The organism is Citrobacter sp. Ca225 (assembly GCF_030337175.1).
Taxonomy (GTDB): domain Bacteria; phylum Pseudomonadota; class Gammaproteobacteria; order Enterobacterales; family Enterobacteriaceae; genus Citrobacter_A; species Citrobacter_A amalonaticus.
This window is the reverse complement of the sequence record NZ_JAOWCD010000103.1, coordinates 173,233-193,833: the sequence shown is the minus strand read 5'-3', so window position 1 is coordinate 193,833 and position 20,601 is coordinate 173,233. Positions and strand designations below refer to the sequence as shown.

Sequence of the window (20,601 nt, the reverse complement as noted above, 5' to 3'; positions counted from 1 at the left end):
CTGGCAACATATCGACGTGACGTAAACGTGTTTTCAGGAAGTATTCACATTCATGGTGACGCTCGCTCCCTGAGAATGCACTTCGCCTGATTCACTGCCTGCAGTTTCTGATTATTGAGGAAAGCAGCAATGTCCGAAACATTTTTACAGATGAATCATATTACCAAACGCTTTCCCGGCGTATTAGCGTTGAGTAATGTGAACTTTACTCTTCGCAAGGGCGAAGTGCATGCGCTATTAGGTGAAAATGGTGCAGGCAAATCCACGCTGATGAAAATTTTGTCCGGTGTTTATCAACCGGATGAAGGGGATATTATATTTGAGGGGAAGCCTGTGTCATTCAGCGATCCGCTCAGCGCGCAGAATGCCGGGATTACCATTATTCATCAGGAATTTAATCTCTTTCCTGAATTAACCGTGGAAGAGAATATCTTTATCGGCAGAGAGTTTTGTAAAAATAACCGTTGGCGGCTGGATGAAAAACAGCAGCGACAGGCGGCAACCGAGATTTTGCAGAAATTAAACCTGAATATTTCGCCAGAAACGTTGGTGTCAGACCTGACCGTGGCGCAACAGCAGATGGTGGAGATCGCGAAAGCGATATCCGTCAATGCCAAAATCCTGATTATGGACGAACCCACCGCGGCGCTGACGGAAACAGAAATAGAAAGCTTATTCCAGGTGACCCGCCTGCTTAAAGCGCAGGGGACCGGGATTGTCTACATCTCGCATCGCCTGGAAGAGTTAGCGCTGATTGCCGATCGAGCGACGGTTATGCGCGACGGTCAATACATTGATACCGTTGATTATGAAACCGTGAAGATCAGTGAGCTGATTGCGATGATGGTCGGGCGCGAACTGGGGAATATCTATCCTCGCCGGGAAGCGCGGACGCATCAGGAACCGGTGCTGGAGGTTAACGGCCTCACGCGCAAAGGCGTGCTCAATAACATCGACTTTACGTTGAACCGGGGCGAGATACTGGGTTTTGCCGGGTTGATGGGCGCCGGGCGTACGGAGCTGGCGCGCGCCATTTTTGGCGCCGACCCCATCGACAGTGGAACCATTAAGTTGAACGGTAAGACCATTGTGATAAAGGGGATTTCTGACGCCATTGCGCAAGGCATTAGCTATTTAACCGAAGACCGTAAAAAAGAGGGACTGGCGCTTAATCTGTCCGTTGAGCGCAATATTATGTTGGGAAATTACCCTGAATATGCCGACCGTTTTGGGCACGTTGATTCGAAACGCTGCCAGCAAACGAGTGAAGAGCAGGTCAGGACGCTCAGAATCAAAACGCCACACCTTGAACAGGCGGCCCTGAATTTGAGTGGGGGAAATCAGCAAAAAATTATTATTGCCCGTTGGGTGTGCAAAGATACCGATATTCTTATTTTTGATGAACCTACCCGTGGAATTGATGTCGGCGCTAAGCTGGAAATCTATGAATTAATGAATCGCCTCGTGGCAAAAGGGAAATCGATCATTATGATTTCTTCGGAATTACCGGAGGTGCTGGGTATGTGCGATCGTATCTTAGTTATGCGCAGTGGTCGTATTACCGGAGAATTAACTGCTGATAACGCCACACAAGAAAAAATCATGCAATATGCGACGTTAGAGGATTAAATCATGACCATCTCTGTAACCTCTTCAGACAGCAATAATAAGAAAATAAAAATTAATAAAGAACTTTTAATGCGCCTTGCACCGCTTTTTAGTTTGATTATCCTGGTTGTCTTTTTCAGTTTCAGTTCGCCGTTTTTCTTTAATACCGAAAATATTATGACAATTGCGCTGCAAACGTCGGTTATCGGCATTATGGCCATTGGCGTAACGTTTGTGATTATCACCGCAGGGATCGACCTCTCTTTAGGATCGGTGGTGGCGTTTTCCGGCGTTGCGGTCGGCATCTGCGCGACGCTCGGATTGCCGTTGCCGGTCTGTATTTTGGCAGGCGTGCTGGCCGGAGGGTTGTGTGGCTACGTGAATGGTCTGCTGGTGACCAAAATGACGATTCCCCCGTTCATCGCCACGCTGGGTCTGATGATGTCCGTTCGGGGAATGAACATGGTGATGACGGATGGGCGCGCTATTTATTTCGCCGATTATCCCACCTTCAAATTGCTGGCGCAGGGGCGTTTATTCGATGTGCTGCCGTATCCCGTGTTTTATCTGGTGATTGTGGCGCTGGTCGCCGGCTACATCCTCAAGAAAACGGTAATTGGTCGCTATGTCTATGCCGTGGGCAGTAATGAAGTGGCGGCGCACCTTTCCGGGATCAACGTTCAGCGCGTCAAAATCTTTGTCTATGCCTTCTGCGGCCTGCTGACCGGCATTGCCGGGGTGATTCTGGCCTCGCGTCTAAACTCCGGTCAGCCAACGGTCGGCGTCGGTTATGAACTGGAAGCCATTGCCGCAGTGGTGATCGGCGGCACCAGTCTGATGGGCGGAATTGGCACTATCGGCGGTACCATCATCGGTGCATTCATTATGAGCGTATTGAAAAACGGCCTGAACCTGATGGGGGTCTCTCAGTTCTGGCAAATGGTTGCGATGGGCATTGTGGTCGTCGCCGCTGTCTACCTCGATACGTTACGCAAAAAGATTCGTTGATTTACGCTCCCGGCAGTCACGGGGAACACTGACCCTGACGTTAAGGGTGACACACTCACAACGGAGTACAACAATGAAAACCAGGCATTTTGTCTATGCGTTATCCCTGCTGGCGTGCATCACTTCCAGTGCGCTAGCGAAAGATTTGAACCTTCCGGTCATCAGTAAAGGCTTCCAGCATGAATTCTGGCAAACCGTGAAAATGGGGACGGAAGCAGCAGCGAAAGAGTTGGGCGATAAAACCAGCTATGTCGGACCTGCGGACGAAACTCAGATTGCGGAACAAATTCAGCTGGTTGAAAACGCCATGGCGCAAAAGCCGAACGGTCTGCTGCTGGCGGCGCTGGATGCCAATGCGCTTGCTCCTCTGGTGGAAACGGCGAATTCGCGTGGTATTAAGGTTGTCACCTTTGACTCCGGCGTAAACTCGGATATTCCGGTTAGCTTCGTGGCGACCAATAACCGCAAAGCTGGCGCTGAAGCGGCGGACGCGCTGGCGGCGCAAGTGAATAATAAAGGTAAAGTCGGCATTATCGCTCATGTCGCCGGGACGTCGTCAGCGATTGAACGCTCGGAAGGGTTCATTGCCCGCATGAAGGAAAAGTATCCGGATATCAGGGTGCTGCCCGTGCAGTACAGTGATGGCGATCCACAAAAAGCGATGGATAAGACCATTGATATGATTCAGGCCAACCCCGATCTGGCCGGGATTTATGGCACCAATGAAGGCTCAACGCTGGGCGTCGCCAACGCTATCGACAGCCAGAATCTGAAAGGGAAAGTGAAAGTCATTGGTTTTGACAGTACCGAAGCGATTATTCACTTCCTGAACACCGGGGTGATCCAGGGCTTTGTCGTCCAGGATGCTTATCAGATTGGTTACCAGGGGATTAAAACCTTGAATGCGGCACTGTCCGGGCAAACGGTCGCGAAAGAGATCGATATCCCGGTGAAATTTGTGAGCGCCCAGAACATCAATACGCCGGAAATAGACAAGTTGTTACATCCTTTCGGTAAGAAATAAACCGGCAGGGGGCGGTATCTTCGCCCCCCGCTTACCAGGTGAGATCAACGGCGTGCGCTTAACCGACTGATGCGGTAAGACAAAAGTGTAAAATGATTTTATGATTGTCAATTGACGCTTGGACGGTGACTGGGGCACATACATGGCTAAAACAGTAGAACAGATAGCCAGCGACCTGAATTTATCGGTGACAACCGTGAGACTGGTGCTAAACGGAAAAGCTGAACAGTATCGAATCAGCCTCAAAACGCAAACGCGTATTAATGAATATGTAGAGCGATATGGTTATGTGATTAACCATTCCGCCCGCAGCCTGAAGCTGAATAAAACGGATACGCTTGGCCTGATTGTTCCCAATATTTCTAACGTCTTCTTTGCCACATTGGCAGAGAAACTCGAGCAGCGCTGCCGCCGATCCGGTTATCAGCTGATGATTAGCTGTACTTATGATGATGTCGATTACGAAAACAAAATCACCAAGGCTTTAATTGCCCGTAATGTGGACGGTCTTTTTATTGTCCCGTCAACGTTAGAAAACCAGCAGCATCATTTACGTCAGGTGAGAAAACCGATGGTATTGCTGGACCGTGATTTTAAATACACGGATAACGCGCTGGTGGAAAGTCACAATATTTCAGGCGGTGAACATTTAACCCAAAGTTTGCTGGATGCTGAAAAGTTACCGGTCTGGTTTCTGGTGGGCGATACCGGTTTGCCCAGTATCAGCGACCGTCTGACGGGTTACCTGAATGCGCTCAGTAAAAAAGGGATTCATCATCGTGACTGGGTGCGCGAAGGGCCGGTGAACACCCCGGAAGGGGGATACCAGATCATGCAGGCTTTGATCGACGAAGCAGGATGTCCGCAGGCGTTTATCGCCTCGTCATTACCGGTGCTGGAAGGGGCAGTAAGAGCCATTCGTGACCGTTTTGGCGTTATTCCGCCCGAGATCAATATCGGTACGTTTGACGAACACCCGATGCTGGGATTCTTGTCCAATAACGTGTGGTCAATGCAGCAGGATGAGAACGCCTGGGCGGAAAAAGCGTTCACAATGATGCTCAACGCCATCGAAGATCGCCCTGTTCATGAGACGGTAAAAGTTGAAATGAAATTAATTAAGCGCTTAAGACAAAAATAATACGCGCGACAAAAAGAGTGTTATCAGTCATTGAACCGAGTACCCCGGAGAACTGAGATGGAAAGAACTCGTTTATCTCGAGAAATTATTGAAACCTGTCTTGAAATGACGCGCCTGGGATTAAACCAGGGGACGGCGGGAAATGTGAGCGCGCGTTATCAGGACGGTATGTTGATTACCCCGAGCGGCATTCCTTATGAACGTATGACCGAACAGATGATTGTCTACGTGGATAACGACGGCAAATACGAAGAGGGGAAATTACCGTCCAGCGAATGGCGCTTTCATCTGGCGGCTTATCAGACTCGCCCGGAAGCGAATGCTGTTGTGCATAACCACGCCATTCATTGTACCGCAGTGTCTATTCTCAACCGGCCGATCCCGGCCATCCACTATATGATTGCGGCGGCGGGAGGGAATTCCATTCCCTGCGCGCCCTACGCCACTTTTGGCACTCGCGAACTCTCAGAACATGTGGTCGTGGCGCTGAAAAATCGCAAAGCCACGCTGCTGCAACACCACGGTTTAATTGCCTGCGAGGAGAACCTGCAAAAGGCACTGTGGCTGGCGCACGAGGTGGAAGTGCTGGCGCAACTCTATATGAAGACGCTGGCGGTGATGGATCCGGTGCCGGTGTTATCCGATGAAGAAATCGCCGTAGTGCTCGAGAAGTTTAAAACCTACGGATTACGTATCGAAGAATAAGCGGTGCAGAGTCGTCGTGGTTTGTGTGCCGGGTCGGACGGTCTGCGCCATCCGGCCCGCAATTCTATCGTGCCAGACGCAACTGTTGCAGGTTTCCGTCAAGCTGCAAATCGGTTTGCAACCGTGCGATATCACGGCATAAGAATGCCATCTCCCGGTGAGCCTCCAGCTTCTTGCGCCATTTTTCCGGCACTTCATCCAGATGTGCGTAGAGACCTTCCAGCGTCTGAAACTGCACCAACAGTTGGGTGGCGCCTTTCGGGCCAATACCGGCGACGCCGGGTACTTTTGAACTGCTGATCCCCGCCAGTCCCCAGTAATCCGGCAACTGCTGCGGTTGAACGCCAAACTCTTTTTCAATGAACGGCGCATCCAGCCAGCGTTTCTGAAAGTAATCGCGAATGCGTAACGTCGGAGAGAGCAACTGGCAATAGCCTTTGTCAGTCGACACGATAGTCGCCTGGTGGCCCGCTTGTGTGACTTTTACCGCCAGGGTTGCCGCCAAATCATCGGCTTCATTGCCGCTCGACACCCAACACGCGACGCCACGCTGTTCAAAGGCCGTGCGCAGGGCGGGCATTTCATTGTGCAGTTCATCCGGCATCGGTGGACGACCGGCTTTGTAGTCCGGAAGACGCTGGTGACGCCATCCACTGTTACGCGCTTCATCATCAAACACCGCCACGGCGTGGGTGGGCTGGCTGTGGACAATCAGCTGGTCAAGCGCGTGCAGACAGGTCTCCACACAGGGCGAACCCTGAACGGCGTGGATCCGGCGAATTAAATTGAGTGCGTCGACGATGAGCAGATGGACAGCCACGGTGTTCTCCCTTACCAGTCAGCGTGTAGGGTAACATTCAGGACGGAAGCAGGCTATTGCAGGAGGCTAAAACGGGAAGAGGCCTCGCAAAATGAGGCCTCTGAGTGCACGATTAATCGCAGGTGACAATCTTCATGGCCAGGCCGCCGCGAGAGGTTTCGCGGTACTTGGCGTTCATGTCTTTACCGGTTTCGTACATGGTTTCGATGACTTTATCGAGACAAACGCGAGGTTCGCTGGTACGGCGCAGGGCCATACGTGCTGCGTTGACCGCCTTGACGGATGCAATGGCGTTACGCTCAATGCACGGTACCTGAACCTGTCCTGCAACTGGATCGCAGGTCAGACCGAGGTTGTGTTCCATACCGATTTCCGCAGCAATACACACCTGCATCGGACTGCCGCCCAGCAGTTCTGCCAGACCGGCCGCCGCCATCGAGCAGGCCACACCGACTTCGCCCTGACAGCCCACTTCCGCGCCGGAAATGGAGGCATTCATCTTGTACAGTGAGCCAATCGCACTGGCGACCAGCATGTAGCGAGCCAGCGAGTTAGCGTTCACTTCGCGGATGAATTTGTCGTAGTAGGCGAGCACGGCTGGCACGATACCACAGGCGCCGTTCGTCGGTGCAGTAACCACGCGTCCGCCAGCGGCGTTCTCTTCGTTTACCGCCAGAGCGAACATGTTGATCCAGTCAACGACCGCCATCGGATCGGTGGTGGTTTTGTCGCTGCTCACCAGCATACGACGCAGCGCTGCCGCACGGCGGGGAACGCGCAGTTTTCCAGGCAGAACGCCCTCGGTGGTGATGCCGCGCTCAATGCCGCTGCGCATTACCTCCCAGACGTTAGCAAAGTGCTGTTCCAGCTCTTCTTTGCTGTGTAATGCCAGTTCGTTTTGCATCATCAGACCGGAAAGGGAAAGTCCGGTTTCCTGACAGTGTTTTTGCAAATCGGCAGCCGATTTGTACGGATACGGTACGTTGACCGGCGCACTGTTCGGTAAACCGAAATGTTCTTCATCAACGATGAAACCACCGCCAATGGAGTAATAAGTCTGGCTGTAGAGGACGTTATCGCCCGCCAGCGCGGTAATGCGCATCCCGTTCTCGTGCAGAGACAGGTTATCGGCATGGAAATTCATGCACTTATCAACCGGGAATTCAACTTCATGCTGACCGTTCGCCAGCAGCAGTCGCCCGTGGGTGTTCACATCCTGGATGAAGCCCGGGATGGCGTCGATGTCGACGGTATCCGGCAGATTTCCCGCAAGACCCATGATAATCGCGATATCGGTGTGGTGGCCTTTACCCGTCAGCGACAGGGAGCCATACACATCCACCACCACGCGGGTGACATCCGTCAGAATATGGCGGGCAATCAGATCATCCGTGAATTGTTTGCCAGCTTTCATTGGTCCAACGGTGTGTGAACTGGAAGGGCCAATGCCGATTTTGAAAATATCGAATACGCTAATCATAGGGCATCCATTGCGGTTATATCAGGGAGGAAGCGCCGCCCGAAAGCGGCGCTAAACAACTTAGCTGAACAGGGAGTAGAAAATCGCGGAGATAGCAATCAGACCCATCACGACAACAAACACGTTGCTGATGTGACCGCTGTATTTACGCATTGCCGGTACTTTCTGGATTGCGTACATCGGCATCAGGAACAGGATCATCGCGATGATTGGACCACCCAGGGTTTCAATCATACCGAGGATGCTCGGGTTCAGGGTGGCGACAATCCAGGTCGTTACCAGCATGAACAGCGCAGTGATGCGGTTCAGTTTGTTGATTTCGATAGACTTGCCTTTACCACGCAGAGATTTGATGACCATCCCGTTGAAACCTTCACGTGCGCCCAGGTAGTGGCCGAGGAAGGATTTGGTGATAGCAATCATTGCGATGATCGGTGCCATCCAGGCGATGATCGGCGCATTAAAGTGGTTTGCCAGGTAAGACAGAATCGAGATGTTCTGCTCTTTCGCTGCCGCCAGATCCGCCGGAGTCAGACTCAGTACGCAACTGAAGACGAAGAACATCACCGTCAGCACCATCATGATGTGAGCGAATGCCAGAATCTTCGAGCATTTTTTCTCTGCCGCGTCGCCGTACTCTTCACGCTTCGCTACTGCGAAAGAAGAGATAATCGGAGAGTGGTTGAAAGAGAACACCATCACCGGAATTGCCAGCCACAGGGTCATCCACAAACCGTTGCCGGTCGTAGCCGCAGAATCAAAGGACAGGGTTTCCAGCGCAGCACCGCTCCACTGTGGGATCAGGTACAGTGCCAGCAGCATCAGTGCAGCGACAAACGGGAACACCAGGATGCTCATTGCCTTCACGATCATCTGCTCACCGAAGCGAACGATAGTCATCATCCCGACAATCAGGATCAGCGACAGGATCGCACGCGGTGGCGGGGTGATGGATAACTGGTGAGTCAGGAAGCTCTCAACCGTGTTGGTGATCGCGACACTATAGACCAACAGAATCGGGTAAATCGCGAAGAAGTACAGCAGGGTAATCAGTTTACCCGCGCCGATACCAAAGTGCTCTTCAACCACTTCTGTGATGTCTTCACCCGGATTTTTGCCGGACAGCACAAAGCGAGTCAGACCACGGTGGGCGAAGAAGGTCATCGGGAAGGCGAGGATTGCCATGATGATCAGTGGGATCATCCCACCGACACCTGCGTTGATTGGCAGGAACAATACGCCCGCACCGATAGCCGTGCCATAAAGGCCCAGCATCCACATGGTATCGGTCTTGCGCCATGCGCTTCGTGATTCAGTCGAAGCAATTGTGCTGGTTTGAATGGTTTCCATCTATTTCTCCTGGAGGAAGCTAAAAATCAGGAAAATGTTCCTGACCGTAAAACGAAATTCTTGCAGCGACGATTTTTATAAAATTTTTAACCGTAGTAATTTGCGGGCAGAAAGATACATTTAACTAATGAATCTATCAGTGATCGCGATCTCAAATGCAATAATCCACTTCTAATGTGGATATTTTTGGATCATTGGTCTGTTAAAAAATCATCACAGCGAATTTACGCGTGCAAAGGCTAGCATTAACAACATATTGACAGAAAGGATTGCCAGACAGATGCGGAGGTTACGTTGTAAAAAGCGATCTTTATAGTGGTTTGTGGTGACTAATTTAAATTATGGATGATAAAACGCGGTTGCATTAGCGAGGTAATCGTTTGCGTAGCGATATTTTTTGTATGATGTATTAGCAGGCTTAATAAAGTGAACGTGTTATCTCATTGGTAATTATAGAAAAACCGGAAGGGCCATTCGCCGCTCCCGGTCCATGAAACGCTTTTCGCGTCAGGCGCAAATTTCGTAGCAGGGGATATAGGCGGTGCCTGGAAGCTTCATACGGTGCTGCGCAACAAAACCTTGCAGGAGATCGTCCATGCGACGCATCATTTCACTGTCGCCGTGGATTTTGTATGGCCCAAACTCTTCAATGGCGCGGATACCCACTTCCTTAACGTTACCCGCTACAATGCCGGAGAAGGCGCGACGCAGGTCTGCCGCCAGTACCTCAACCGGTTGGTCAGGGTACAGCTTCAGGTTGGCCATGTTCTCGTGGGACGGTTCGAACGGCATTTGCAGATCCGGCGTGATACGAATCGACCAGTTGAAGCTGTAGGCATCACCGGTATCACGACGGTTCTCTTTCACCAGCGGCATCGCTTTTTTCATCAGGCGCGCCACTTCTGCTGCGTCATCAATGATAATGCGGTAATGCGTGCGCGCGGCTTCTCCCAGCGTATGCACGATGAACTCATCCAGCACGCGGAAGTAATCAGCGCTCTCTTTCGGGCCGGTGAGGATGAGCGGTAGAACCTGATCTTTGTTCGCCGGATTCATCAGGATCCCCAACAGATACAGTAACTCTTCCGCTGTACCGACACCGCCCGGGAAGATGATAATGCCGTGGGCGATACGCACGAAGGCTTCCAGACGTTTTTCAATATCCGGCATAATGATCAGTTCGTTAACCAGCGGGTTCGGTGGTTCAGCGGCGATAATCGACGGCTCAGTCATCCCAATAAAACGGCTGTCTTTATAACGCTGTTGCGCATGGCCCACCGCGGCACCTTTCATCGGCGCTTCCATTGCGCCAGGCCCGCAACCGGTACAGATGTTCAGCTCGCGCAGACCTAACTGTGTCCCGACGCGTCGGGCGTACAGGTATTCGTTTTCATTAATCGAGTGGCCGCCCCAGCAAACCACCATGTTTGGCGCTTCGCCCACGTGCAGCGCTCTGGCATTACGCAAAATAGAGAACACCAGGTTAGTAATGTGCACGGAGCTTTCGAGATCCAGATGCTGGAAACGGCCCGCGTTATGAATCTGCCCGTTAACAAACAGAATATCGCGCAGCACGGCAAACAAGTTCGCCTGCAGTGCGCGGATGATACGGCCGTCGACGAAGGCATCTTCTGGCGGGTTGATCAGTTCCAGCTTCACGCCGCGTTCTCGACGCAGCACGTTAATGTCGAAACTTTCAAAGCGGGACAGCAGCTCTTTGCTGTTGTCAGTCAGACTGCCGGAGTTTAAAACGGCAAGCGAACAGTTACGAAACAGTTGATACAGGTCGCTGCTGGCCGTGCGTTTAAGCATATCGACTTCCAGCTGCGACAACATGTCCATTGAGCCAAGCGGGCTAATATGTGTAATCAAGTAAACTCCTTATGGGACGCAAAACGTCATTCCCTGTAGAGTACAATAGCCCTGGCTTATGACCTTTCACAACCTTACGCGTGGAATCCGACCCGCAAAATTGTGAAATAATTCACTGTCGAACTAATCTGCCGGTTGCCGGAACGAAGTCGGTGTTGCTCCGCCATGGGTTAATATCCAGACCACCACGGCGCGTATAGCGTGCATAAACGCTCAGTTTTTCCGGCTGACAGAAGCGTAGCAGGTCGTTGAAAATGCGTTCTACGCACTGCTCGTGAAACTCGTTATGATGGCGGAAAGAGATCAGATAACGGAGTAGTTTTTCGCGATCGATCTTGCGTCCGCGATACTGAATTTGTATGGAGCCCCAGTCCGGCTGATGGGTGATCAGACAGTTTGATTTCAACAGATGACTCACCAGCGTCTCTTCTACCACTTTTTCACCGCTGGTGGCGGACTGCAGATAATCGGTAGTGAACTGGTAGTTATCGATGTCAATGTCCTGATCATCAATGCAGGTGCCGTGAAAATGCGCGACCGGCTGTCCTTCCAGCTCATCGAGACGGTATAGCGCAACGGTCACTTTCCCTTCAGCACAGGCGCGCAAATCGTTTTCCAGCGTCTGTTGTACCGCTTCCCAGGAGTCAAACCGCGTCTGGTTAAAACTGTTCAGATACAGCTTAAAGCTTTTGGATTCAATCAGATTGAGGCTGGTGTAATCCAGTTCCACCTGACCCACCGCCACCTGTGGTAATCCCCTGGCATTCAGCCATGACAGTTCATACAGCGTCCAGATATCGGCACCGTGAAACGGCAGGCTGTCAGCTTTTAGACCCAGCGGGTCGCGATTCAGACTGCGAGGCACGCCCTGTAACAGGCTGGGGTCGTAAATATCCCGGTAATCCGTTGATTTACCGAGCGTCAGGCCATCAAGAGCCTGATGGTTTTCATAAGAAGACATGTTTCACCGTCATAAACCAGATACACTATGCGCCAAGTGTATCCTGGCTTTTATGAAGAGAGAAACCGGTGGACGAACAGACAGCTTTAGCCCTGAAGGATTTTACGGCGCGTTACTGTGACGCATGGCATGCAAAAAACGGCAGTTGGCCGATGAGCGAAGAACTGTATGGCGTGCCTTCTCCCTGCATTATCTCGACTACCCGTGATGCCGTGTACTGGCAACCGCAGCCGTTTGAAGGTGAACAGAATGTAAACGCGGTTGAACGCGCCTTCGATATTGTGGTACAACCTGCGCTTCACGCATTTTATACCACGCAGTTTGCCGGGGATATGCGCGCGCAGTCAGGCAGCGAAACGCTGACGCTGTTGCAAACCTGGAGCGTGGATGATTTCAGACGGGTTCAGGAGAACCTGATTGGTCATCTGGTGACGCAGAAACGTTTGAAACTGTCGCCGACCCTTTTTATTGCCACACTGGACAATGAACTGGAGGTCATTTCGCTCTGCAATCTGTCGGGGGAAGTGATCAAAGAAACGCTGGGAACCCGTAATCGTTCCGTCCTGGCCCCTTCTCTTGCGGATTTCCTTACGCACCTTAATCCTCTTCTGTAATCCATTTCACTCATGAATATGTGAGAGATCTCTTACAAGCCCTGTAGGAGATCGCCAGGTAGTAAATGAAGATATCACGAAGTAAAAATGGCTAATAACCTAATAAATCATCGAGTTAATGATTTTATGTCAACTTTCATATGAAATTTTCCTTAAGGCATTGCCTGTAAGCATCTTGTAAGACGGCGTGAAAAAGGCGATTCTATGTACGTCGACAGGGAGTCGCACAACGAAGTGAACATCAGGATGATGACACTTCAGCAGGACACACCAGGACGGTGTTACAGGGAAAGGCTTCAGGATGAAGTGAAGAGGATAACGCGGGAATGCGTTAAAGGACACCTCCAGGAAGGAGAACGAGAGCCGGTCAGGATAGTCGGTGGGTCAGGATGGCCAGGATGCTTCAGGATGAAGTAATCACATCGGGGTGGTGTGAGCAGGATGCAAAATGTTCAGGATGAACAACAGGTCGCAAGACCAGAGGAAAAGTTGTCACGGATGAGCAGGGAGCACAAAAAGTAGCTGGAATGCTGCGAAACGAACCGGGAGCACTGTTTTTACAGTGCTCCCTTTTTTTGCTTCTCATTTTACTGGTGGTATCCTTCGCGCCAGATTTTTCATCATTGAGGTGACTTTCATGACGACTCATGACCGTGTGCGTCAGCAGCTTCATGCACTTGAAGCGTTGCTGCGTGAGCATCAACACTGGCGGATGGATGAACCCGAAGCCCACCTGTTTACCAGCACCCAACCGTTTTGTATGGATACGATGGAACCCATTGAGTGGCTGCAATGGGTCCTTATCCCCCGCATGCATGCGCTACTGGACAGTGCGCAACCGCTGCCCGAGGCGTTTGCCGTCGCACCTTATTACGAAATGGCGCTGACCGCCGATCATCCGCAGCGCGAAATCCTGCTGGAGGCGTTGCAGGCGCTGGATGCGCTTTTTGCGCAAGATAAATCCTGATGCTGGAAATTCTGTATCAGGATGAATGGCTGGTTGCGGTCAACAAGCCTTCCTGCTGGCTGGTGCACCGCAGCTGGCTGGATCGAGACGAAAAAGTGGTGGTGATGCAGACCGTGCGTGACCAGATTGGTCAGCATGTGTTTACCGCGCATCGCCTCGACAGACCAACATCCGGCGTCCTGCTGATGGGCTTATCCAGTGAAGCCGGACGCCGTCTCGCGCAGCAGTTTGAGCAACACCAGATCCATAAGCGCTATCACGCCATTGTCCGTGGTTGGTTAATGGAAGAGGCGGTACTCGATTATCCGCTGGTGGAGGAACTGGATAAAATCGCCGACAAGTTTGCCCGCGAAAACAAAGACCCACAGCCTGCGGTAACTCATTACCGTGGCCTCGCCACCGTTGAAATGCCCGTGGCAACCGGGCGTTATCCGACGACTCGTTACGGACTGGTGGAACTGGATCCGCAAACGGGACGCAAGCATCAGCTCAGACGTCATCTGGCGCACCTGCGCCATCCGATTATTGGCGACAGCAAGCATGGCGATTTGCGGCAGAACCGCAGTGCAGCGGAACATTTTGGCTGCAACCGACTGATGCTGCATGCCAGCCAGCTTTCGCTGACTCATCCGTTTACCGGTGAACCGTTGACGATTCATGCCGGGCTGGATACGGTCTGGATGCAGGCGCTATCACAGTTTGGCTGGCAGGGACTTCTCCCTGATAATGAAAGGGTTGAGTTAAGTGAGCCAGCAGGTCAGGATGAACGCATACGTTCTTCATTCAGGGAGTAATTAAGCATGGCGGAAATCGGGATTTTTGTCGGGACAATGTATGGTAACGCGCTACTGGTGGCCGAAGAGGCCGAAGCGATCCTGACGGCCCAGGGGCACAATGCGACCGTTTTTGAAGATCCTGAACTGACGGACTGGCAGAAATATCAGGATAAAATCGCGCTGGTGGTCACCTCAACGACCGGGCAGGGCGATTTACCTGACAGCATTGTGCCGTTGTTTCAGGGAATCAAAGACCAACTGGGTTTCCAGCCAAATCTGCGTTACGGCGTGATTGCGTTAGGCGACAGCAGCTACGTCAATTTCTGTAATGGCGGTAAACAGTTTGATGCCCTGTTACAGGAGCAAAGCGCGCAGCGCGTGGGGGAAATGTTGTTGATTGATGCCAGTGAGCACCCGGAGCCCGAAAGCGAATCCAATCCCTGGGTTGAACATTGGGGCACACTCTTATCCTGAGAGTGAACCCTCCCCCTACCGGGAGGGGCTCTCTTATGGTGCCAGGCACGGGAACAACCTGATGCTATGCTACCCATACTGAATCGAGTTAGCCTCGGGCAAACGCCCCTAAATACCCTCAACACAGAAGGTTTTTTAGGGGCGTTTTCATAGGGTCAAGCGACCTGTTTCACACTCCTGCCTTTTCCACGTAAGTCCCACGCGATTTCCGTTACAGGTTTTCAATTCCGTGAAGTCGCTTCCATCACCCTGGGCTTTTGCCATAAACATAAGTGATACATCATCTAAATGTTGGGTTCTTGCACGGTGAGCAAGAACCGGGTGCTTTTTATACTTCTCCTGCCAGTTATAAAAAATGCAGTTAGCAAGGCGAACGACCTAATAAAAGCTGCAATAAAAAACACGAAACGTCACCTCTGATCCCCTACCAGTTGTGCTGTTCAGAGTGAGCGTGACTAACGCGAAAATTCAGGAGTGCAACAATGAGTTCATTAAGTCAGGCTGCGAGCGGTGCGGAAAAACGCACCAATGCCCGCTACTGGATAGTGGTGATGTTGTTTATCGTCACCTCCTTCAACTATGGCGACCGCGCCACTTTATCCATTGCCGGTTCGGAGATGGCCAAAGATATTGGTCTGGATCCGGTCGGTATGGGTTACGTTTTCTCTGCGTTCTCATGGGCCTATGTTATCGGGCAGATCCCGGGCGGCTGGCTGCTGGACCGTTTTGGTTCCAAACGCGTTTACTTCTGGTCCATCTTCATTTGGTCCATGTTTACCCTGTTACAGGGCTTCGTCGATATCTTCAGCGGATTCGGCATTATCGTCGCGCTGTTTACCTTGCGCTTCCTCGTCGGTCTGGCGGAAGCGCCATCCTTCCCCGGCAACAGTCGCATCGTCGCGGCCTGGTTCCCGGCACAGGAGAGGGGAACGGCGGTCGCAATCTTTAACTCAGCGCAGTACTTTGCCACCGTTATTTTTGCCCCAATCATGGGCTGGCTGACGCACGAAGTGGGTTGGTCGCATGTGTTCTTCTTTATGGGCGGCCTTGGGATTGTCATCAGCTTTATCTGGCTGAAAGTGATCCACGAGCCAAACCAGCATCCGGGCGTGAACAAGAAAGAGCTGGAATACATTGCAGAAGGCGGTGCGCTGATCAACATGGATCAGAAAGACACCAAAGCCAAAGTGCCGCTCAGCGTGAAATGGGGACAGGTCAAGCAGTTGCTGGGTTCCCGCATGATGATCGGTGTGTATATCGGTCAGTACTGCATTAACGCGCTGACCTACTTCTTTATCACCTGGTTCCCGGTTTATCTGGTACAGGCTCGCGGTATGTCGATCCTGAAAGCGGGCTTTGTGGCCTCGGTTCCTGCGGTGTGTGGATTTATCGGCGGGGTGCTGGGCGGCATTATCTCCGACTGGCTGATGCGTCGGACCGGCTCACTGAACATTGCGCGTAAAACGCCTATCGTGATGGGGATGTTGTTGTCGATGGTGATGGTGTTCTGTAACTACGTCAACGTCGAGTGGATGATCATCGGTTTCATGGCGCTGGCGTTCTTTGGTAAGGGCATCGGTGCCCTGGGCTGGGCGGTGATGGCTGATACAGCGCCGAAAGAGATCAGCGGCCTGAGCGGGGGTCTGTTCAACATGTTCGGCAACATCTCTGGCATCGTGACACCCATTGCCATTGGCTACATCGTTGGCACGACCGGCTCCTTCAACGGTGCGCTGATTTATGTGGGCGTGCATGCGTTGATCGCGGTACTGAGCTACCTGGTGCTGGTGGGGGATATTAAACGTATCGAACTGAAACCGGTCGCAGGACAACTATCATGACGACACAATCCAGCCCCGTTATCACGGACATGAAGGTCATTCCGGTCGCCGGACATGACAGTATGCTCCTCAACATTGGCGGTGCGCATAACGCGTATTTTACCCGCAATATCGTGGTGCTAACCGATAACGCCGGGAACACCGGCGTCGGTGAAGCGCCGGGCGGAGAGGTTATCTACCAGACGCTGGTTGATGCCATTCCGATGGTGCTCGGTCAGGAAGTGGCCCGACTGAATAAAGTGGTCCAGCAGGTCCACAAAGGCAATCAGGCCGCTGACTTTGATACGTTTGGCAAAGGCGCCTGGACATTCGAACTGCGTGTCAATGCGGTGGCCGCGCTGGAAGCCGCGCTGCTTGATCTGCTGGGCAAGGCGCTCAACGTGCCGGTCTGCGAACTGTTAGGGCCAGGCAAGCAGCGTGATGCAGTGACCGTGCTCGGTTATCTTTTCTACGTGGGCGACAGAACCAAAACCGATCTGCCTTATCTGGAGACCACACCGGGCAACCACGACTGGTATCACCTGCGCCATCAGGAAGCACTCAACAGCGATGCCGTGGTGCGTCTGGCGGAAGCCTCGCAGGATCGCTACGGTTTTAAAGATTTCAAACTCAAAGGCGGCGTGCTGCCAGGTGAGCAAGAGATCGATACCGCTCGCGCGCTGAAAAAGCGATTCCCGGATGCGCGTATTACCGTTGATCCCAACGGTGCCTGGCTGCTTGAAGAGGCGATCACGCTGTGCAAAGGGTTGAACGATGTGCTCACTTACGCAGAAGATCCGTGTGGCGCCGAGCAGGGCTTTTCCGGGCGCGAAGTGATGGCCGAATTCCGTCGCGCCACGGGATTGCCGGTGGCGACGAACATGATCGCCACTAACTGGCGCGAAATGGGTCATGCGGTGATGCTGAATGCCGTCGATATCCCGCTTGCCGATCCGCATTTCTGGACGCTTTCCGGTGCGGTACGTGTGGCACAGTTGTGCGACGACTGGGGGCTGACCTGGGGCTGCCACTCTAACAACCACTTCGATATTTCACTGGCGATGTTTACCCACGTTGGCGCGGCAGCGCCGGGTAAACCGACCGCCATCGACACGCACTGGATCTGGCAGGAGGGCGATTGCCGCCTGACGAAAAATCCTCTTGAGATTAAAAACGGAAAAATTGCTGTCCCTCACGCGCCTGGACTGGGTGTTGAACTGGATTGGGATCAGGTGCAGAAGGCGCATGACGCTTACAAAAAACTGCCAGGCGGTGCGCGAAATGACGCCGGTCCGATGCAGTACCTGATCCCCGGCTGGACTTTTGACCGTAAACGTCCCGTTTTCGGCCGTCACTGACTTGTATAAGGACTCAACAATGAACGCACAATTTACTACTCCTGTTGTAACGGCAATGCAGGTTATTCCGGTTGCAGGCCACGACAGTATGCTGATGAACCTGAGCGGAGCACATGCCCCGTTCTTCACGCGTAATATTGTGATTATCAAAGATAATTCCGGTCATACTGGCGTGGGTGAAATCCCCGGTGGCGAAAAAATCCGTAAGACGCTGGAAGACGCGATCCCGCTGGTGGTGGGTAAACAGCTTGGTGAGTACAAAAACGTGCTGAATGCGGTGCGCAATACTTTTGCCGATCGTGACTCAGGCGGCCGCGGTCTGCAAACGTTTGACCTGCGTACCACCATCCACGTAGTCACCGGCATTGAAGCTGCGCTGCTGGATCTGCTGGGACAACATCTGGGCGTAAACGTGGCGTCTTTGCTGGGGGACGGTCAACAGCGTAGCGAAGTAGAAATGCTCGGCTATCTGTTCTTCGTCGGTAACCGCAAAGCCACACCGCTGCCGTATCAGAGCCAACCGGATGAGCAATGCGACTGGTATCGTCTGCGTCATGAAGAAGCGATGACACCCGATGCGGTCGTCCGTCTGGCAGAAGCGGCGTATGAAAAATACGGTTTCAATGACTTCAAACTGAAAGGCGGCGTGCTGGCTGGGGAAGAAGAGGCGGAGTCGATTGTGGCGCTGGCAAAACGCTTCCCACAGGCGCGCGTCACACTGGATCCTAACGGTGCCTGGTCACTGAATGAAGCGATCAAAATCGGTAAATACCTGAAAGGTTCGCTGGCCTACGCGGAAGATCCGTGTGGTGCTGAGCAGGGCTTCTCGGGCCGTGAGGTGATGGCGGAGTTCCGTCGCGCCACCGGTCTGCCGACCGCGACCAATATGATCGCCACCGACTGGCGTCAGATGGGCCATACGCTGTCATTACAGTCGGTGGATATCCCGCTGGCTGACCCGCACTTCTGGACGATGCAGGGTTCTGTGCGCGTCGCGCAGATGTGCCATGAGTTCGGTCTGACCTGGGGTTCACACTCCAATAACCATTTTGACATTTCGTTGGCGATGTTTACCCATGTGGCTGCGGCGGCGCCGGGCAAGATCACGGCGATCGACACTCACTGGATCTGGCAGGAAGGCAACCAGCGTCTGACCAAAGCGCCGTTTGAAATTAAAGGCGGTATGGTGCAGGTACCGGCGAAACCGGGTCTGGGCGTTGAACTGGATATGGACCAGGTAATGAAAGCTCACGAGCTGTATCAGAAGCATGGTCTGGGCGCGCGTGATGACGCGATGGGGATGCAGTATCTGATCCCGAACTGGACGTTCGATAACAAACGTCCATGCATGGTTCGTTAAGATGTCGACCGGTCCCAAAAGGACCGGTTATTTTTTATTGGTAAACCGGGTGTATGCTTAGCTGAGTCAACATGCGTAAGGACGGCTTATGAAAATAGTGATCGCACCGGACTCGTATAAGGAAAGTTTGAGTGCTCTCGAGGTGGCGAACGCCATTGAGCAAGGTTTTCGTGAAATCTGGCCCGATGCGGATTACGTAAAACTTCCGGTTGCTGATGGCGGTGAAGGAACGGTTGAAGCCATGGTGGCGGCGACGGCGGGACGCATTGTTGATGTCAACGTCACGGGTCCGCTGGGGGAACCCGTCACCGCGTTTTTCGGCTTATCCGGCGACGAGCGCACGGCTTTCATTGAGATGGCGGCAGCCAGCGGCCTGGAGCAGGTGCCTGTCGCGTTACGCGATCCATTAAAGACAACCTCCTGGGGAACCGGGGAGTTGATTCGTCATGCGCTGGATGCTGGCGTAGATCATATTATTATCGGGCTCGGCGGCAGTGCGACCAACGACGGCGGTGCGGGCATGGTGCAGGCGTTGGGGGCAAAATTGCTCGATGCCCGGCAGAATGAAATTGGTAAGGGCGGAGCAGCGCTCGATGCGCTTACACGGATCGATATCAGCCAGTTGGATCCGCGTCTTGCCGCATGCCGTATTAAAGTCGCGTGTGATGTGACTAACCCGCTGACCGGTAAAGAGGGGGCGTCAGCGGTGTTTGGTCCACAGAAAGGGGCTACGGCAGAGACGATCGATCGTCTGGATACGGCACTGGCGCATTATGCGCAGATTATCGCCCGCGATCTGGAGGTGGATGTCCTTGAACTGGCTGGCGGTGGTGCGGCAGGCGGTATGGGCGCGGCGCTGTATGCGTTTTGCGGTGCGCAACTGCGACGCGGAATTGAGATAGTCACCGATGCGCTACAACTGGATGCGTGCGTTGCGGATGCCGATCTGGTGGTGACCGGCGAAGGGCGCATGGATAGCCAGACGATCCACGGTAAAGTTCCGGTAGGGGTGGCGAAGGTGGCAAAGCGCTACCACAAACCGGTGATCGGTATTGCCGGTAGCCTGACGGCCGATGTCGGCATCGTCCATGAACATGGGCTGGATGCCGTCTTTAGCGTGATTTATACCATCTGTACGCTGGACGATGCGTTGAAGAACGCCGCAGAGAACGTGCGCATGACCGCGCGCAACGTCGCGGCGACGCTCAAAATGGGACAGACGCTACGCTGATCGACAGGCCGGATGGCGCGCTGCCTGTCCGG

18 protein-coding genes are annotated in these 20,601 nt (G+C 52.9%); 13 read left to right on the top strand and 5 right to left on the bottom strand.

Annotation, left to right across the window (positions count from 1 at the left end):
• Positions 1-129 precede the first annotated feature (129 nt).
• The 5 genes from OGW13_RS24765 (at position 130) to fucA (ending at position 5,486) form a co-directional block, all read left to right on the top strand.
• A complete protein-coding gene (locus tag OGW13_RS24765) occupies positions 130-1,629 on the top strand; it encodes a sugar ABC transporter ATP-binding protein (protein WP_042999495.1) in 1,500 nt (499 codons plus the stop codon).
• Between the two features lie 3 nt (positions 1,630-1,632).
• Complete coding sequence (locus OGW13_RS24760) at positions 1,633-2,616, top strand: ABC transporter permease (RefSeq protein WP_044254230.1); 984 nt, start codon at positions 1,633-1,635, stop codon at positions 2,614-2,616.
• Between the two features lie 73 nt (positions 2,617-2,689).
• On the top strand, positions 2,690-3,640 hold the full coding sequence (locus OGW13_RS24755) for an ABC transporter substrate-binding protein (RefSeq protein WP_287116604.1): 951 nt from the start codon (positions 2,690-2,692) through the stop codon (positions 3,638-3,640).
• A gap of 142 nt (positions 3,641-3,782) precedes the next feature.
• On the top strand, positions 3,783-4,781 hold the full coding sequence (locus OGW13_RS24750; protein ID WP_042999498.1) for a LacI family DNA-binding transcriptional regulator: 999 nt from the start codon (positions 3,783-3,785) through the stop codon (positions 4,779-4,781).
• A 57-nt stretch (positions 4,782-4,838) separates the two neighbouring features.
• A complete protein-coding gene (gene fucA / locus OGW13_RS24745) occupies positions 4,839-5,486 on the top strand; it encodes an L-fuculose-phosphate aldolase (RefSeq protein ID WP_044264281.1) in 648 nt (215 codons plus the stop codon).
• A 64-nt stretch (positions 5,487-5,550) separates the two neighbouring features.
• Here fucA and xni read toward each other — a convergent pair whose 3' ends face one another.
• The 5 genes from xni to queF all read right to left on the bottom strand — a co-directional run bounded on the left by xni (position 5,551) and on the right by queF (position 11,969).
• A complete protein-coding gene (gene xni / locus OGW13_RS24740; protein ID WP_044326723.1) occupies positions 5,551-6,306 on the bottom strand; it encodes a flap endonuclease Xni in 756 nt (251 codons plus the stop codon).
• A 112-nt stretch (positions 6,307-6,418) separates the two neighbouring features.
• Entirely contained in the window at positions 6,419-7,786 is a 1,368-nt protein-coding gene (sdaB, locus tag OGW13_RS24735) for an L-serine ammonia-lyase II (RefSeq protein ID WP_042999501.1), read from the bottom strand.
• A 60-nt stretch (positions 7,787-7,846) separates the two neighbouring features.
• The gene (gene sdaC, locus OGW13_RS24730) at positions 7,847-9,136 is read right to left on the bottom strand and encodes an HAAAP family serine/threonine permease SdaC (protein WP_042999502.1); all 1,290 of its coding nucleotides are present in this window, start codon (positions 9,134-9,136) and stop codon (positions 7,847-7,849) included.
• 507 nt (positions 9,137-9,643) lie between these two features.
• On the bottom strand, positions 9,644-11,008 hold the full coding sequence (ppnN, locus tag OGW13_RS24725; protein ID WP_044264278.1) for a nucleotide 5'-monophosphate nucleosidase PpnN: 1,365 nt from the start codon (positions 11,006-11,008) through the stop codon (positions 9,644-9,646).
• Between the two features lie 112 nt (positions 11,009-11,120).
• Positions 11,121-11,969, bottom strand: a complete 849-nt coding sequence (gene queF / locus OGW13_RS24720) for an NADPH-dependent 7-cyano-7-deazaguanine reductase QueF (protein WP_044254245.1) — start codon at positions 11,967-11,969, stop codon at positions 11,121-11,123.
• Between the two features lie 68 nt (positions 11,970-12,037).
• Here queF and syd point away from each other — a divergent pair, with 68 nt between their 5' ends.
• The 8 genes from syd to OGW13_RS24680 all read left to right on the top strand — a co-directional run bounded on the left by syd (position 12,038) and on the right by OGW13_RS24680 (position 20,569).
• On the top strand, positions 12,038-12,583 hold the full coding sequence (gene syd, locus OGW13_RS24715; RefSeq protein ID WP_044254248.1) for a SecY-interacting protein: 546 nt from the start codon (positions 12,038-12,040) through the stop codon (positions 12,581-12,583).
• Positions 12,584-13,220: 637 nt separating this feature from the next.
• Positions 13,221-13,550, top strand: a complete 330-nt coding sequence (locus tag OGW13_RS24710) for a YqcC family protein (protein ID WP_042999506.1) — start codon at positions 13,221-13,223, stop codon at positions 13,548-13,550.
• Complete coding sequence (gene truC / locus OGW13_RS24705; RefSeq protein WP_287116603.1) at positions 13,550-14,344, top strand: tRNA pseudouridine(65) synthase TruC; 795 nt, start codon at positions 13,550-13,552, stop codon at positions 14,342-14,344. The genes OGW13_RS24710 and truC overlap by 1 nt, the downstream gene beginning before the upstream one ends.
• 6 nt (positions 14,345-14,350) lie before the next feature.
• Entirely contained in the window at positions 14,351-14,800 is a 450-nt protein-coding gene (locus tag OGW13_RS24700; protein ID WP_042999508.1) for a flavodoxin, read from the top strand.
• Between the two features lie 482 nt (positions 14,801-15,282).
• Positions 15,283-16,641, top strand: a complete 1,359-nt coding sequence (gene gudP, locus OGW13_RS24695) for a galactarate/glucarate/glycerate transporter GudP (RefSeq protein ID WP_042999509.1) — start codon at positions 15,283-15,285, stop codon at positions 16,639-16,641.
• Complete coding sequence (locus tag OGW13_RS24690) at positions 16,638-17,978, top strand: enolase C-terminal domain-like protein (protein ID WP_042999510.1); 1,341 nt, start codon at positions 16,638-16,640, stop codon at positions 17,976-17,978. Before gudP ends, OGW13_RS24690 begins: the two co-directional genes overlap by 4 nt.
• A gap of 19 nt (positions 17,979-17,997) precedes the next feature.
• The gene (gene gudD, locus OGW13_RS24685) at positions 17,998-19,338 is read left to right on the top strand and encodes a glucarate dehydratase (protein WP_044254254.1); all 1,341 of its coding nucleotides are present in this window, start codon (positions 17,998-18,000) and stop codon (positions 19,336-19,338) included.
• An 88-nt stretch (positions 19,339-19,426) separates the two neighbouring features.
• Positions 19,427-20,569 carry a glycerate kinase gene (locus OGW13_RS24680; protein WP_287116602.1) on the top strand — a complete coding sequence of 381 codons (1,143 nt, stop codon included), beginning with the start codon at positions 19,427-19,429 and terminating at the stop codon, positions 20,567-20,569.
• The last annotated feature ends 32 nt before the right edge of the window (positions 20,570-20,601 follow it).

What these genes read in the sequence shown, in the direction of transcription:
- OGW13_RS24765 (WP_042999495.1), top strand. Translation starts at nt 130, where the DNA reads ATGTCCGAAACATTTTTACAGATGAATCATATTACCAAACGCTTTCCC.
- OGW13_RS24760 (WP_044254230.1), top strand. Translation starts at nt 1,633, where the DNA reads ATGACCATCTCTGTAACCTCTTCAGACAGCAATAATAAGAAAATAAAA.
- OGW13_RS24755 (WP_287116604.1), top strand. Translation starts at nt 2,690, where the DNA reads ATGAAAACCAGGCATTTTGTCTATGCGTTATCCCTGCTGGCGTGCATC.
- OGW13_RS24750 (WP_042999498.1), top strand. Translation starts at nt 3,783, where the DNA reads ATGGCTAAAACAGTAGAACAGATAGCCAGCGACCTGAATTTATCGGTG.
- fucA (WP_044264281.1), top strand. Translation starts at nt 4,839, where the DNA reads ATGGAAAGAACTCGTTTATCTCGAGAAATTATTGAAACCTGTCTTGAA.
- sdaB (WP_042999501.1), bottom strand. Translation starts at nt 7,786, where the DNA reads ATGATTAGCGTATTCGATATTTTCAAAATCGGCATTGGCCCTTCCAGT.
- sdaC (WP_042999502.1), bottom strand. Translation starts at nt 9,136, where the DNA reads ATGGAAACCATTCAAACCAGCACAATTGCTTCGACTGAATCACGAAGC.
- queF (WP_044254245.1), bottom strand. Translation starts at nt 11,969, where the DNA reads ATGTCTTCTTATGAAAACCATCAGGCTCTTGATGGCCTGACGCTCGGT.
- OGW13_RS24710 (WP_042999506.1), top strand. Translation starts at nt 13,221, where the DNA reads ATGACGACTCATGACCGTGTGCGTCAGCAGCTTCATGCACTTGAAGCG.
- truC (WP_287116603.1), top strand. Translation starts at nt 13,550, where the DNA reads ATGCTGGAAATTCTGTATCAGGATGAATGGCTGGTTGCGGTCAACAAG.
- OGW13_RS24700 (WP_042999508.1), top strand. Translation starts at nt 14,351, where the DNA reads ATGGCGGAAATCGGGATTTTTGTCGGGACAATGTATGGTAACGCGCTA.
- gudP (WP_042999509.1), top strand. Translation starts at nt 15,283, where the DNA reads ATGAGTTCATTAAGTCAGGCTGCGAGCGGTGCGGAAAAACGCACCAAT.
- OGW13_RS24690 (WP_042999510.1), top strand. Translation starts at nt 16,638, where the DNA reads ATGACGACACAATCCAGCCCCGTTATCACGGACATGAAGGTCATTCCG.
- gudD (WP_044254254.1), top strand. Translation starts at nt 17,998, where the DNA reads ATGAACGCACAATTTACTACTCCTGTTGTAACGGCAATGCAGGTTATT.
- OGW13_RS24680 (WP_287116602.1), top strand. Translation starts at nt 19,427, where the DNA reads ATGAAAATAGTGATCGCACCGGACTCGTATAAGGAAAGTTTGAGTGCT.